Raw genomic sequence first — 13,877 nt, forward strand, 5'->3', positions numbered from 1 at the left:
GGTGAGCAACGAGCGCCGCGCAGACCTGCCCGAACCCACCCTCCGCGTCAGCGAGCCGGAGACGGCCGCGGTGGGGATCCCCGGCGTGGCGCACTCGATGGAGTACGCGCTGCGCGAGATGGGCCCCAGACGCAGTCTGCAGACGCTGCTCAAGGTCAACCAGGTCGGCGGCTTCGACTGCCCCTCGTGCGCCTGGCCCGACCCCGACCACCGCAAGGCGGCCGAGTTCTGCGAGAACGGCGCCAAGGCGGTGGCGTGGGAGGCGACCCGCAAGCGGGTCGACCGCGCCTTCTTCGAAACCCACTCGGTCGCCTCGCTCGACGAGCGCGACGACCACTGGCTGGAGTCGCAGGGCCGGCTGACCGAGCCGATGTACATCGGCCCCGGCGAGACCCACTACTCCCCCATCTCCTGGGCCGACGCGATCGACCTGATCGCGGACCGCATGCGCGCCGCCGAACCCGACCGTTCGGTCTTCTACACCTCGGGCCGGGCCTCCAACGAGGCCGCCTTCGCCTACCAGCTGCTCGCCCGCCAGCTCGGCACCAACAACCTGCCCGACTGCTCCAACATGTGTCACGAGTCCAGCGGCACGGCGCTCGGCGAGGTGATCGGCATCGGCAAGGGCACCGTGACCTACGACGACCTGGCCGAGCACTCCGACCTGATCTTCGTGGTCGGCCAGAACCCCGGCACCAACCACCCGCGGATGCTGACCGCGCTCGAGTCCGCCAAGGAGAACGGCGCCATGGTGGTGTCGGTCAACCCGCTGCGCGAGGCCGGGCTCGGGCGGTTCCGCAACCCGCAGACCGTACGCGGCGTCACCGGTGTCGGCACCCAGCTCGCCGATGTCCACGTGCCCGTGCAGGTCAACGGCGACCTGGCTCTCTTCGCCGGGATCAACAAGCTGCTCGTCGAGCGCGACGCCGTCGCGCACCCGTTCATCGAGGAGCACACCGACGGCTTCGACGTCGCGGCACAGACGTGGGCGGCGATGGAGTGGGACGAGATCACCCGGCTCAGCGGCATCTCCCGTGAGGAGATCGAGTCGCTGACCGATCTGGTCGAGTCCCGCGAGCGCGTCATCGTGTGCTGGGCGATGGGCCTGACCCAGCACAAGAACTCGGTGGCCACGATCCGCGAGATCGCCTCGTTCCTGCTGCTGCGCGGCAACATCGGCAAGCCCGGTGCGGGCGCCTGCCCGGTCCGTGGCCACTCCAACGTGCAGGGCGACCGCACGATGGGCATCTGGGAGAAGCCGCCGGCGTGGTTCCTCGACGCGATCCGCGACGAGTTCGGCATCACGCCGCCGCGCGAGGAGGGCTACGACGTGGTCGCCGCGATCGAGGCGATGCGTGCCGGCGCCGTCGACGTCTTCCTCGCCCTGGGCGGCAACTTCGCCGCCGCGACCCCCGACACCGCGGTCACCACCGCGGCACTCGCCGACGTCGGTCTCACTGTCCAGATCTCGACCAAGCTCAACCGCAGCCACCTCCACCACGGCCGCGAGGGCCTGATCCTGCCCTGTCTGGGCCGCACCGAACGCGACGAGACCGGCGGGCGGGAGCAGTACGTCACCGTCGAGGACTCGATGGGCATGGTCCACGCCTCCTACGGCCGCCTGCTCCCGGGCTCGAAGGAGCTGCGCAGCGAGGTCGGCATCATCTGCGCTATCGGCGAGGCACTCTTCGGCTCCGACCAGGGCATCGACTGGGCCACGATGGGTGTGGACTACTCCCGGATCCGCTGGCACATCTCGGCGGTGATCCCCGGGTTCGAGGACTTCGAAAAACGTCTGAAGGCACCCGGCGGATTCGCCCTGCCCAACGGCCCCCGCGACTCCCGCACCTTCAACACCGCTACGGGGCGGGCCCGGGTCACCGCCAACCCGCTGACCGCCGTCACCGCTCCCCCGGGACACCTGGTGCTCCAGACGCTGCGCTCACACGACCAGTTCAACACCACGGTCTACGGCTACAACGACCGCTATCGCGGCATCAAGGGCGGGCGCCACGTCGTCTTCGTCAACCCCGAGGACCTGCTCGAGCTCGGTATCGCCGACGGCGACACCGTCGACATCGTCTCGGTCTGGACCGACGGCGAGCGTCGCGCCGAGGGCTTCCGTGTCGTCGCCTACGCCACCCCTCGCGGCTCGGCCGCGGCGTACTTCCCGGAGGCGAACGTCCTCATCCCGCTCGACTCCTTCGCCGACGGCAGCCGCACCCCGACCTCGAAGTCCGTCGTCGTCCGCCTGGAGGCGCGCTAGCCGGGAATTACATTGCGGGTGTCCGTGTTGGCACCTAACGTGATGCGCATGTTCCGCGTGGTTTCCGAGTTCGACCTGTCAGGCAAGAGCCTGACGGGCGCTCCCACGTGGGCTCCGTCAGTCGATTGCACCGGCGCTCGAAGCTGACCCTCCTCCTGCCTCGCAGGACCCGCGGAGGAGGGTGGCCCGCACCGGCCCCCTCATCGCGGTGACAGCGCTGTGAGGGCTTGCCGGAGGGTCCTGGCTCACCCCGAAATCTTCTGACGAACGAAGGAACCCTCATGGCCAAGAGCCAGTTCGTGCGGACCAAGCCGCACCTCAACATCGGGACGATGGGTCACGTCGACCACGGCAAGACGACGCTGACCGCCGCGATCACCAAGGTGCTCGCGGAGCGCGACCCGAGCGTGAACCGCTTCATCGCCTTCGACGGCATCGACCGTGCTCCGGAGGAGCTGCAGCGCGGGATCACGATCAACATCTCGCACGTCGAGTACGAGACCGCCACCCGGCACTACGCCCACGTCGACATGCCCGGGCACGCCGACTACGTGAAGAACATGATCACCGGCGCCGCCCAGGTGGACGCCGCCATCCTGGTCGTCTCCGCGCAGGACGGCGCCATGCCGCAGACGCGGGAGCACGTGCTGCTCGCGCGCCGGGTGGGTGTGCCGTACCTGGTGGTGGCGCTCAACAAGGCCGACACCGTCGACGACCCGGAGCTGCTCGACCTGGTCGAGCTGGAGGTCCGTGACCTCCTCTCCGAGTACGGGTTCCCCGGCGACGACGTGCCCGTGGTCCGGGTCTCCGGGCTGAAGGCGCTGGAGGGCGACCCGGAGTGGACCGCCGCGATCGGCGACCTGCTGGACGCGATCGACGACTACGTGCCGGTTCCGGAGCGTGAGCTCGGTGAGCCGTTCCTGATGCCGATCGAGAACGTCGTGACCATCACCGGCCGCGGCACGGTCGTCACCGGTGCCGTCGAGCGCGGCTCGCTGAAGGTCGGCGACGCGGTCGAGGTCGTGGGCCTCGGCTCGATGATCACCAGCACGGCGATCGGTATGGAGACGTTCGGCAAGTCGCTGGAGTCCGCCGAGGCGGGCGACAACGCGGCCGTGCTGCTGCGTGGCGTCAAGCGCGACGAGGTCCGTCGCGGCCAGGTGGTGGCGCTGCCGGGCAGCGTACGGCCGCACCGGAAGTTCCGGGCGAACCTGCACGCGCTGTCCACCGCAGAGGGCGGCCGGCACACCCCGTTCGCCGCGGACTACCGGCCGCAGTTCTACTTCCGGACCACGGACGTGCCCGGCGGGATCGACCTGGGTGACATCGCCCTGGTCATGCCCGGCGACACGATCGAGCTCGGGGTGGAGCTGGAGAAGCCGATCGCGATGGAGGTCGGTCTCGGTTTCGCGGTCCGCGAGGGTGGGCGCACCGTGGCCGCCGGCACCGTGACCGAGCTGCTCGACTGACACGACAAGGAACGGCCCCCAACCTGTTGGGGGCCGTTTCTGCTTCTACTGATCCCACTAGCTGCGCGGACGCCACCGCTTCCACAGCGCCTCGCCCTCGGCGCGGACCTTCCCGTCCCACTCCAGCCGGACCAGCGAGGTGATCTGGTCCTCGCTGGCGTCCTTGGTGGAGGCGACGAGCGTGACCGGCTCCCGGAGCGGGGCCGGCCGACGGTAGCGTACGTCGATCCCGGCCGTCACGTAGGCCAGCGACTCCCCCTCGGCGGGCATCCAGCCGTTGAGGAAGGCCTCCTGGTGCACCGCGGCAGCGCTGTGGCAGTCGAGCAGGGTCGCGATGATCCCGCCGTTGAGGAACCCGCCGCCGTTGTCGTGCTGCGGCCACGGCTGGAAGGTCGCGGTCACGCTCCCGTCCAGCTGCGGATAGCTCTTCAGCTGGAGCCCCTCCGCGTTGGCCGGCCCACACCCGAAGCAGGTCATCGCCGGCCACCACTCGTCCTGCAACGCGATCATCTTCACCGCGCCACCATAACCAGCATCAGCCGATCCCGGTCCGGAAGCCCTCGCGCCAGGTCGGGTAGGACGGCGTCCAGCCGAGCTCCCGCTTGGCCTTGGCGTTGGACGACCCCCGCACCGAGGTCATCAGCGCGACCCCGAACTCACCGATCAGCGGCCGTGCGAGCCAGGCCGGGAGCCGCATCGGGTTCCGGCCACCGACCTGCTCGGCCAGGTACGGCATCCACTGGTTCACCGGCGCGGGCTCGTCGTCGACGATGTTGTAGATGCCCGGCGCGCCCCGGTCGATGGCCGCGACGGTCGCGGAGGCCACGTCGTCGATGTGGACGAACGACCACACCCCCGTGCCGCCGCCGACCACCGGCATCTTGCCCTTGCGCAGCAGCTCACCGATGGCACCGTCACGGGACGCAGCGTTGCCGGGGCCGTAGAAGTTGCCGTAGCGCAGCACGACGCCCTCGAGGCGGTGTCCTGAGCTTGTCGAAGGGTCGGTCGCCGCAGTGACTGCGGACTCCAGGTGGCGGATCGCCGCCAGGGTGCCCCGCGCCTCCTTGCCGGGGTCTGCGATGAGCGATGAGGTCTCGTCCTTGACCCAGCCGCCGGTGCGCTCGAGGGTCCAGCCCCCGCCGAAGCTCTGCGCCACGAACCGCCGCACGCCGGCCGCGCGAGCCGCCGCCAGCAGGTGGTCGGTGCCTTCGGTGCGCAGCCGGTTGGTCATCGCGAAGTCCTGGTCCCACTTCTTCAGGTTCCCGCTGAGGCTGCCCAGCGCGGTGAGCTGGTGCACGATCACCTCGGGCGAAGCCTTGGTGACGGCGTCGGCGACGCTCTGCGGGTCCAGCGGGTCCATCACGATCCCGGTCGCGCCCAGGCCGGCCAGGGTCTCGCACCCAGCCTCGTGGCGGGTCGAGCCGTACACCTCGTGTCCGGCGGCCACCAGCAGCGGCACCATCCTGATGCCGACCGCGCCGGTTCCGCCTGCGATGAAGATGCGCATCTCATGTTCCTCTCGTCGTTGTCTGATCCCACCGACGAAACGACCTGCGCTCCTGTGACAGCTGGCGTAAGGTCCTGCACTCGTGGACCTCGCAACCGCCCATGACGGGCTTCGCCCGCTGATGTTCTCGATCGCCTACCGGATGCTCGGCAGCGTCGCCGAGGCCGAGGACATCGTGCAGGAGGCGTTCATGCGGATGCACCGCAGCACACAGGAGTCGGGCGAGGTCGACAACCTGGATGCGTACGCGACCACCGTCACCACCCGGATCGCCATCGACACCCTGCGCTCGGCCCGCCATCGACGTGAGCAGTACGTCGGGCCGTGGCTGCCCGAGCCGATCCTGGTCTCCGACGAGGACCCGAGCCACCGCATCGAGCTCGACGAGACCGTGAGCACCGCGTTCCTGGTCCTGCTGGAGTCGCTCACGCCCGTCGAGCGCGCGGTGTTCGTGCTGCGCGAGGTGATGGGCTACGACTACGAGGACATCGCCCCGATCGTCGACAAGAGCGCGACCAACTGCCGTCAGATCTTCACCCGCGCCCGCAAACGGATCGCCGACGGCACGCCACGCTTCGAGCCCTCAGCCGAGCGCCGCGACCAGCTCGCCGCCCAGTTCGTCGCCGCGCTGTCCGCGAGCGACGTCAGCGGCCTGGAGCGGCTGCTCGCCGACGACGTCGTGTTCGTCGCCGACGGCGGCGGCCGAGCGCCCGCCATCCAGAAGCCGATGCTCGGCGCCGTCGCCGTCGCCCGCTTCCTGCTCGGGCTCATGCGTCAGGGCGAGCGCTTCGGCGTCCGCCTCGAGATCTCCCACGCCAACGGCCAGCCGGCGATGCTCACCCGTGGCGCCGACGGCGCCCTGCTCGGCGTCATCGCGCTCGACGTCGACGGCGGCCGGATCGTCCGCATGCACAACGTGCTCAACCCGGACAAGCTCGGCCACCTGGGCGAGGTCGGCGACCTCTTCGCGCTGCTCGCTGAGCGCTAACCCTCCAGATACGTACGCAGCGACTGGTCGACCAGCGGCCGCCCGAGCGCTCCATCGGTCAGCGCGTCGCGCAACGCGGAGACCGAATCCAGGTCACCGACGAGGCCGACGAGCTCACCGACCTCCTCGCCGATCTCGGCGGGGGTGGTCGCCGCGACCGGCCGGTCCAGGAGCAGCGGGCAGTCGACCGGACCGCCCTCGGGCTCCGGGTGGCCCAGGGCGGCGACCCAGCAGCCGATCTCGAAGCGCAGCGGCGCGGTCGGGCCGGCCCCTTGAGCGCGCAGGTCGATGTACCAGACGATGTCGTCGCTCTTCGGGTCACCGAGCCGGTGATGGCCCTTGCGCAGCGGCATCCCGCCGGCCTTGAACGCCTTGGTCGCCGCTGTCCGTGCTGCCTTCTGGTCCACCGTGGCGCCTAGAAGTCGAGGTCGGTCTCGGAGAGCTGACCGCCCCCGGCAACGATGAACTCCTTGCGCGGGGCGACATCGGAGCCCATCAGCAGGTCGAAGACCGCCGCGGCCTCGTCGGCGTCGTCCAGGGTCAGCCTGCGAAGCGTCCGGTGACGGGGGTCCATCGTGGTCTCGGCCAGCTGGTCGGCGTCCATCTCACCCAGACCCTTGTAGCGCTGCACCGGGTCCTTCCAGCTGACGTTCTTCTTCTTCAGCTCGGCGAGCTTCCGCTGCAGCTCCGGGTCGGAGTAGGTGTAGATGTACTTCTCCATCCCCTTCTTCGGGTTGGAGATCTCGATCCGGTGCAGCGGCGGGACCGCGGTGTAGACCTTGCCAGCGGCGATCAGCTCGGGCATGTACTTGAAGAACAGCGTCGCCAGCAGCGTACGGATGTGGGCGCCGTCGGAGTCCGCGTCGGCCATGAAGATGATCTTGCCGTAGCGCGCCGCGTCCAGGTCGAAGCTGCGCCCCGTGCCCGTCCCCACCACCTGGATGATCGAGGAGCACTCGGCGTTCTTCAGCATGTCGCCGACCGAGGCCTTCTGGACGTTGAGGATCTTGCCGCGGATCGGCAGCAGCGCCTGGAACTCCGAGTTGCGCGCCACCTTGGCGGTGCCGAGCGCGGAGTCACCCTCGACGATGAAGAGCTCGGCACGGTCGTCGGTGGTGCGGCAGTCGGCGAGCTTGGAGGGCAGCGCGGAGGACTCCAGCGCGTTCTTGCGCCGCTGGTTCTCCTTCTGCTGACGCAGCGAGAGCCGGGTCTTGGAGGCGGCGTAGACCTTCTCCATCACCAGCTTGGCCTGCTGCTTCTGGGCACCGCGGGACTCGGTGAGGAACGTCTTCATCTCCGCGGCGACGACCTTGCGCACCACGCTGCGAGCCGCTGGCGTGCCGAGGATCTCCTTGGTCTGGCCCTCGAACTGGGGCTCGGCCAGGCGCACCGTCACCACGGCGGTCAGGCCCTCGAGGACGTCCTCCTTGACGATGTCCTTGTCGTTGACCTTGAGCACCTTGGCCGCGCGCATGGCGTCGTTGAAGGTCTTGGTCAGCGCGTTCTCGAAGCCGCTGACGTGGGTGCCGCCCTTCGGGGTGGCGATCACGTTGACGAAGGAGCGGATCTCGGTGTCGTAGCCGCTCCCCCACCGCACCGCGATGTCGACGCCGAGCTCGCGCTCGACGTCCTGCGGGGTCATGTGGCCGGCGTCGTCGAGCATCGGCACGGTCTCGGTGAAGGTGTCCGACCCCTGCAGGCGGAGTACGCCGCTGACCGGCTCGTCCTTGGCCAGGAAGTCGACGAACTCGGCGATGCCGCCGTCGTGGCGGAACTTCTCCTCGACCGGATCCGCTCCGGACAGGTCGCGGATGACCAGTTCGAGGCCGGGGACGATGAAGGAGGTCTGCCGGGCACGGCCGAGCAGGCCGTCGAGCTCGAAGCGGGCGTCCTTGGTGAAGATCTGCCGGTCGGGCCAGAACCTGACCCTGGTGCCGGTCTTGCCCTTGGCGACCCGCTTGCCCTTGCGGCTCAGGCCGCTCTGAGGCGTGAAGCCGGCTGTGGGGCCGTCGCCGTCGAACACGCCCGGCACACCGCGACGGAACGACATCCCCTGCTGGGCCGGGGAGCGGTCGACGTCGATGTCCATCCGGCTGGAGAGCGCGTTGACGACCGAGAGGCCGACGCCGTGCAGACCACCGGTCGCGTTGTAGGAGCCACCGCCGAACTTGCCGCCCGCGTGCAGCTTGGTCGCGACCACCTCGACGCCCGGGAGCCCGGTGCGGGGCTCCTTGTCGGTCGGGATGCCGCGGCCGTCGTCGTAGACCTCCACCGAGCCGTCGGGGTGCATCGTGACCTCGACGTGGCCGGCCACTCCGGCCAGCGCCTCGTCGACGCCGTTGTCGATGATCTCCCACAGGCAGTGCATGAGACCCCGGGTGTCGGTCGAGCCGATGTACATACCGGGACGCTTGCGAACCGCCTCCAGGCCCTCGAGGACGAGGAGGTGCGCGGCGTTGTAGGTGTTGTCAGAGATGATCGGCTCCTGGCTGTACTGCGTTGCTGCGATGTTGCTCGGGGGGGTGCGGCGGGGTGTTGCTCGAATGAAATCTACCGTGCGACACGCCCGGGTCTCACGCAGGCACGCGGCAACCGGCCCCGGCACCATCCGGCGGCACACGTACGTCGTGATCGGTCCGTTACGCGGAACTTGCGGGTTTCGATGCACGAAATGATCGATTGACAGGTAAGAATGTCTGTCACGGACAGCGATGTCCCGTGGGGTAGGTCCGACCCGGATCCCCAACCCGGAGCGACAACTGCAAGGATTAGAGGTGCGACGGAGGTAAGAGTCCGCGAGGAAACGCTAGCGATCTAGGGAATCTTCCACGACTCACGTACGTTATCCCGGCGCAATCATGATTCAGAAATGAGGCCGATGTGACCACTGCCGTTGCCACCAGCTCGCCGCTCACGTCCGAGGACCGTTGCGACCGGTGCGGAGCGCAGGCCTACGTACGCGCGGAGCTCCACTCCGGCGGCGAACTGCTGTTCTGCGCCCATCACGCCCGCGAGCACGGTGAGAAGCTCAAGGAGATCGCCAGCTCGATCACCGACGAGACGCACAAGCTCACCGAGAAGAACTGACCCCACCCACCAACTCCCCCGGAGGCCCGGACCACGACGGTCCGGGCCTCCGGCGCATCTTCCCTGGCCTCTACGGCTAGGGTCGCCCCGTGAGTCTCGTCGAAGTTCTCGTCGCGCTGGTCATCGCCTTCGGCATCGCCGGCATCATCGTCCCGGTCCTCCCCGGCGGAGCGCTCCTCGTCGCCGCCGCGATCCTGGGCTGGGCCATCTGGCTGGGAGAGCCCACCGGGTGGGTGATCTTCGGCATCTCCGCCGCCCTCATCGCCATCGGGCTGATCACCAAGTACGCCATCCCCGGCAAGCGCCTCAAGGACTCCGGGATGCCGCTGTCCACCCAGATCGTCGGCGCGATCCTGGCCATCATCGGCTTCTTCGTGATCCCGGTCGTCGGCGTCTTCGTCGGGTTTCCGCTCGGCGTCTTCCTCGCCGAGCTGCGCCGCCACGGCGGCGACGCCGGCGACGCCTGGGCCTCCACCTGGCACGCACTGAAGGCGATCGGCCTGTTCATCCTCATCGACGCCACCGCCGCGACCCTCGCGACCATCACCTGGGTCGTCGGGCTCTTCCTCACCTGACCCCGCCCCCGCCGAGTCGGTAGTTCTGGCGGGCCGAGAAGGTAGTTGTGGGCGACGAAACTGTGGTTTCGTCGCCCACAACTACCTTCTCGGCCCCCGCTTCTCCGCGGAAATGGCGAACGCCCTCCCAGATGTCCGGGAAGGCGTTCGGGGTGATCTTAGCCAGATCAGTCGAGATAGTCGCGCAAAACCTGCGAACGCGACGGGTGTCGCAGCTTCGACATCGTCTTGGACTCGATCTGACGGATGCGCTCGCGGGTGACCCCGTAGACCTTGCCGATCTCGTCTAAAGTCTTCGGCTGGCCGTCGGTCAGGCCGAAGCGCATGCTCACGACGCCCGCCTCACGCTCGGAGAGCGTGTCGAGCACCGCGTGCAGTTGCTCCTGAAGCAGCGTGAACGAGACCGCGTCGGCCGGGACGATCGCCTCGGAGTCCTCGATCAGGTCACCGAACTCGGAGTCGCCGTCCTCGCCCAGCGGGGTGTGGAGCGAGATCGGCTCGCGGCCGTACTTCTGGACCTCGATGACCTTCTCCGGGGTCATGTCGAGCTCCTTGGCCAGCTCCTCCGGGGTGGGCTCGCGGCCCAGGTCCTGGAGCATCTGGCGCTGCACGCGGGCCAGCTTGTTGATGACCTCGACCATGTGCACCGGGATACGGATGGTGCGGGCCTGGTCGGCCATCGCGCGGGTGATGGCCTGACGGATCCACCAGGTCGCGTAGGTCGAGAACTTGTAGCCCTTGGTGTAGTCGAACTTCTCGACCGCACGGATCAGACCGAGGTTGCCCTCCTGGATCAGGTCGAGGAAGAGCATCCCGCGGCCGGTGTAGCGCTTGGCCAGCGAGACCACCAGTCGGAGGTTGGCCTCCAGGAGGTGGTTCTTGGCACGCTTGCCGTCCTCGGCGATCCACTCGAGCTCGTCGAGGATCTTCGGGGTGATCTTGCCGCCCTTGCCGAGCTTCTCCTCCGCGAAGAGACCGGCCTCGATCCGCTTGGCGAGCTCGACCTCCATCTCGGCGTTGAGCAGCGGGACCTTGCCGATCTGCTTGAGGTAGTCCTTGACCGGGTCGGCGGTCGCGCCCGCGACCATGACGGTCTGCTCGGGCTCGTCGGTGTCGTCGGAGGTGGAGACCACGAAGCTCTGCTTCTCGGCCTCCTTCTCGTCCTCCTTGATCGTGGGATCGGCGGCGACGTCCTTCTCGAACTGCTCGTCAGGGATGTCGGGCAGGACCTTCTTGCCGTCGGGACCGATCTGGACGACCGTGGCCTCGTCGTCGGAGTCGTCGGAGTCGTCCGAGTCGTCGACATCGATCTCGTCGACGTCGTCGACGTCGACCTCGACGTCCTCGAGGACGATCTCCTCGCCGTCCTCGTCGATCTCGGTCGTCTTCTTGGGCTCCGGCTCATCGGCCTTCTTCGCCGCGGCCTTGGCCGGCTTCTCCGCCGGCTTCTCGGCCTCGGCAGCGACCTTCTTGGCGGCGGCCTTCTTGGCCGGCGCCTTCGCCGTGGTCGTCTTGCGGGTCGAGGTCGTCGCCGCCGCGGCACGGCCGGTGACTGCGGTGCCGAGGTCCACCGAGATGCCGAGCGTGCTCAGGTGACCGAGCAGTGCCTTCAGATGCCTGGGCTCGACCGCAGCATCCTCGCTGGCCTGGCGGACCTGGTCGGGGCTCACACGTCCGGTCGGCTTGGCCTGGTCGATCAGTGCCTTCACGGCAGGGTGGGCGAGTACCTCAGCGGGTATCTTGCGCGCGTTCGAGGACACGAACACCTCTCCGTCGAACTTGGTCGAGACTTATCAAAAACTCAGTTTGGGCGCGGCAGGGCCCGGGGTCGTCAAGAGCCGCAGATTCATTCTGCCACGGTGGTGGTGAACAGTCCCCATCCGGGGCATCGTCTCACCTGCCAACTCATCCGGCTGCTTTGGCTGCGGCCTTCTTCTGCTGTTTGTAGTCACGCACCTTCTGCAACGACGCAACGTCGACGACGTCAGCCACAGAACGGTAACCATCGAGGGCATAGTCCCCGACGGCCTCTTCCCAGCCCTCGGGCCGCACGCCCAGCTGCTTGGCCAGCAGCGAGACGAAGATCTGCGCCTTCTGCTTCCCGAACCCCGGGAGCGCCTGAACCCGCTTGAGCAGATCCTTGCCGCTGGTGGCCTCGGTCCACAGCCGGGTGACGTCGCCGCCGTAGTCAGAGGTGACGATGGCCGCGATCCCTTGCACCTTCGCCGACATCGAGCCGGGGAACCGGTGGATCGCCGGCGGGGTGGAGGCGATCGTCTTGAACTCCTCGGGGTCCATCTCGGCGATCCGGGCGGGATCCAGATGTCCGAGTCGGGTCACGAGCTTGTGACCTCCCTTGAACGCATCCTCCATCCGGTACTGCTGATCCAGGGCCATGCCCAGCAGCAGCGCGAACGGGTCTTCGGAGAGCAGCTTGTCGGCGGCCTCGTCGCCGGTGATGTGGAGCGAAGGCATAAGGGACATCCTGCCTCATCTCGCGGTGCAGCACCTGCTCATGCCTGTGGATAGCGGGTCGCGCCGATCCTGGATCCGTTGCACGCTGGGCCCATGGCCACTATGTCCGTCCTGTCAGAGACGTCCGTCGAAGGGCTGCACGAGCCGCTCTCCCCCGTGCTGGAGAAGCGGCTCAGACGAGCGGTGCTCGACCACACCGCCACCGAGCACCGGCGGTCGTTCCTGGCGCTGGTCCACCTCGGCGTCCCCGGCGGCAAGGAGGTCGTGCACGCCCACCGTGAGGACGAGCCCACCGACCAGTGGCTGCGGGCCGACATCATCCACAGCATGCGGCGCCGGGTCGGCGTGCCCGACCCGATCGTGTGGTTGACCCGCGCCGGAGGCCTGGACGTCGAGGACGTCGACCTCCGCTGGCTCGCAGCTGCCCGGCAGGCGTTTCGCGAGCTCGGGGCACCCCTGACGTACGTCGTGGTCACCCGCAACGCCTGGGTAGACCCGCGCTCGGGGCTGAGCCGCCGGTGGAAGCGGCTGCGCTACCGCAACGACTAGGCGGGAAGGTCCGACCGGCTCAGCGCCTCCTCCCAGGCGGTCGGCGGAACGGCGCCCTCGAGCATCTGGGCGACCAGCAGCCCGAGACCGTGGTGGCGCTCGCTCGCGAAGCACCGGTCCAGCGCACACCAGGCGAGCGCGCCGTCTCCGCCCAGCCAGGCGGCGAAGGCCAGCACCGCCGCCGGGTAGGCCACGTGGTCCTCGGGGCTGCGGCGTACGACATCGGTCCACAGGCGCACGTGGGCCCTGGCCTCGTCCCGGGTCATCCCGCCCCAGGCGGCGTCTCGCCGCTGCGGGTCGCACAGGGCCAGCAGCAGGGAGGCGATCTGGTCGGCCGACAGCACCGTCCCGGCGACTGCGTCGTCGACCAGGCGGCCGACCTCGTAGATCTTCATCGACGAGGCCTGGGCCAGCGCCGTTTCCGTCTCGGCGACGGCCGCCGGGACCGCGGCGATCGAGGCAGCGAGCTCGGTGCGTGAGCGGCGCATCATGTGCCCGTCGTAGACCGCCTGGGCACGGAACGGGTGGGCACCGACGTCGAATGGGACGCCGTCGTCAGGGACGCCGTGGAACCCGAGCGGGTCGAACCACCGGCCGTCCTGCACGCGGAGGCAGCCGATCAGGTCGATGTCGCACTCGGCGAGCCTCTCGGCCAGCCGCCGGGCGATCTTCAGCCCGAAGCGCGGGCCGCTGTCGTAGAGGACGAGCAGGACCCCGCGCACCTGATGACGGACGGCGGGCAGGAGGAGACTGTCGAGGCAGCCCTCGACCTCTCCCGGAGGTGGGAGGTCGATCCGGCCGTGCACCTGGTGCTCACCGCCGAAGGTCAGCATGACGATCGACTTCTCGGGCTGGAAGCCCAGCAGGATGGGAACTGCCGCCAGGACGTCCTCGGGACGGGCGATGGAGAGTTTCGTGGTCATGCGGACCACACTCCCCGCGACCCACCGACAGTTTCCGG

13 protein-coding genes are annotated in these 13,877 nt (G+C 68.8%); 6 read left to right on the plus strand and 7 right to left on the minus strand.

Annotated elements, in window-relative coordinates; translation table 11 throughout:
- The first annotated feature begins 1 nt into the window (after nucleotide 1).
- Together OG984_RS10085 and tuf are read left to right on the plus strand one after the other, a co-directional pair.
- On the plus strand, nucleotides 2–2,266 hold the full coding sequence (locus OG984_RS10085) for an FdhF/YdeP family oxidoreductase (protein ID WP_328531458.1): 2,265 nt from the start codon (nucleotides 2–4) through the stop codon (nucleotides 2,264–2,266).
- 281 nt (nucleotides 2,267–2,547) lie between these two features.
- On the plus strand, nucleotides 2,548–3,735 hold the full coding sequence (tuf, locus tag OG984_RS10090) for an elongation factor Tu (RefSeq protein WP_328531459.1): 1,188 nt from the start codon (nucleotides 2,548–2,550) through the stop codon (nucleotides 3,733–3,735).
- 57 nt (nucleotides 3,736–3,792) lie between these two features.
- Here the strand turns inward: tuf and OG984_RS10095 are convergent, their stop codons facing one another.
- Both OG984_RS10095 and OG984_RS10100 read right to left on the minus strand, forming a co-directional pair.
- On the minus strand, nucleotides 3,793–4,245 hold the full coding sequence (locus OG984_RS10095) for a PaaI family thioesterase (RefSeq protein WP_328532345.1): 453 nt from the start codon (nucleotides 4,243–4,245) through the stop codon (nucleotides 3,793–3,795).
- Between the two features lie 25 nt (nucleotides 4,246–4,270).
- The gene (locus OG984_RS10100) at nucleotides 4,271–5,242 is read right to left on the minus strand and encodes an NAD-dependent epimerase/dehydratase family protein (protein ID WP_328531460.1); all 972 of its coding nucleotides are present in this window, start codon (nucleotides 5,240–5,242) and stop codon (nucleotides 4,271–4,273) included.
- 82 nt (nucleotides 5,243–5,324) lie between these two features.
- On the opposite strand from OG984_RS10100, the gene OG984_RS10105 reads away from it, so the two are divergent.
- Nucleotides 5,325–6,230: an RNA polymerase sigma-70 factor gene (locus OG984_RS10105; RefSeq protein ID WP_328531461.1), complete on the plus strand. Its 906-nt coding sequence runs from the start codon at nucleotides 5,325–5,327 to the stop codon at nucleotides 6,228–6,230.
- Here the strand turns inward: OG984_RS10105 and OG984_RS10110 are convergent.
- Both OG984_RS10110 and OG984_RS10115 read right to left on the minus strand, forming a co-directional pair.
- Nucleotides 6,227–6,637 carry a hypothetical protein gene (locus OG984_RS10110; protein WP_328531462.1) on the minus strand — a complete coding sequence of 137 codons (411 nt, stop codon included), beginning with the start codon at nucleotides 6,635–6,637 and terminating at the stop codon, nucleotides 6,227–6,229. The two genes, OG984_RS10105 and OG984_RS10110, sit on opposite strands and share 4 nt — an antisense overlap.
- Nucleotides 6,638–6,645: 8 nt before the next feature.
- On the minus strand, nucleotides 6,646–8,631 hold the full coding sequence (locus tag OG984_RS10115) for a DNA gyrase/topoisomerase IV subunit B (protein ID WP_328531463.1): 1,986 nt from the start codon (nucleotides 8,629–8,631) through the stop codon (nucleotides 6,646–6,648).
- 479 nt (nucleotides 8,632–9,110) lie between these two features.
- Here OG984_RS10115 and OG984_RS10120 point away from each other — a divergent pair, with 479 nt between their 5' ends.
- On the plus strand, nucleotides 9,111–9,317 hold the full coding sequence (locus OG984_RS10120) for a DUF7455 domain-containing protein (RefSeq protein ID WP_040756289.1): 207 nt from the start codon (nucleotides 9,111–9,113) through the stop codon (nucleotides 9,315–9,317).
- Nucleotides 9,318–9,406: 89 nt separating this feature from the next.
- Nucleotides 9,407–9,892, plus strand: a complete 486-nt coding sequence (locus OG984_RS10125) for a DUF456 domain-containing protein (RefSeq protein ID WP_328531464.1) — start codon at nucleotides 9,407–9,409, stop codon at nucleotides 9,890–9,892.
- Between the two features lie 167 nt (nucleotides 9,893–10,059).
- Here the strand turns inward: OG984_RS10125 and OG984_RS10130 are convergent, their stop codons facing one another.
- Both OG984_RS10130 and OG984_RS10135 read right to left on the minus strand, forming a co-directional pair.
- On the minus strand, nucleotides 10,060–11,601 hold the full coding sequence (locus tag OG984_RS10130) for an RNA polymerase sigma factor (protein ID WP_442940978.1): 1,542 nt from the start codon (nucleotides 11,599–11,601) through the stop codon (nucleotides 10,060–10,062).
- Nucleotides 11,602–11,797: 196 nt separating this feature from the next.
- Nucleotides 11,798–12,376 carry an HhH-GPD-type base excision DNA repair protein gene (locus OG984_RS10135; protein WP_328531466.1) on the minus strand — a complete coding sequence of 193 codons (579 nt, stop codon included), beginning with the start codon at nucleotides 12,374–12,376 and terminating at the stop codon, nucleotides 11,798–11,800.
- An 84-nt stretch (nucleotides 12,377–12,460) separates the two neighbouring features.
- Here OG984_RS10135 and OG984_RS10140 point away from each other — a divergent pair, with 84 nt between their 5' ends.
- The gene (locus tag OG984_RS10140) at nucleotides 12,461–12,916 is read left to right on the plus strand and encodes a hypothetical protein (protein ID WP_328531467.1); all 456 of its coding nucleotides are present in this window, start codon (nucleotides 12,461–12,463) and stop codon (nucleotides 12,914–12,916) included.
- Here the strand turns inward: OG984_RS10140 and OG984_RS10145 are convergent.
- Nucleotides 12,913–13,839 (minus strand): DUF4192 domain-containing protein, encoded by a 927-nt coding sequence (locus OG984_RS10145; protein ID WP_328531468.1) that lies wholly within the window; start codon nucleotides 13,837–13,839, stop codon nucleotides 12,913–12,915. The two genes, OG984_RS10140 and OG984_RS10145, sit on opposite strands and share 4 nt — an antisense overlap.
- Nucleotides 13,840–13,877: the final 38 nt, after the last annotated feature.

The organism is Nocardioides sp. NBC_00368 (assembly GCF_036090055.1).
Lineage (GTDB): Bacteria > Actinomycetota > Actinomycetes > Propionibacteriales > Nocardioidaceae > Nocardioides.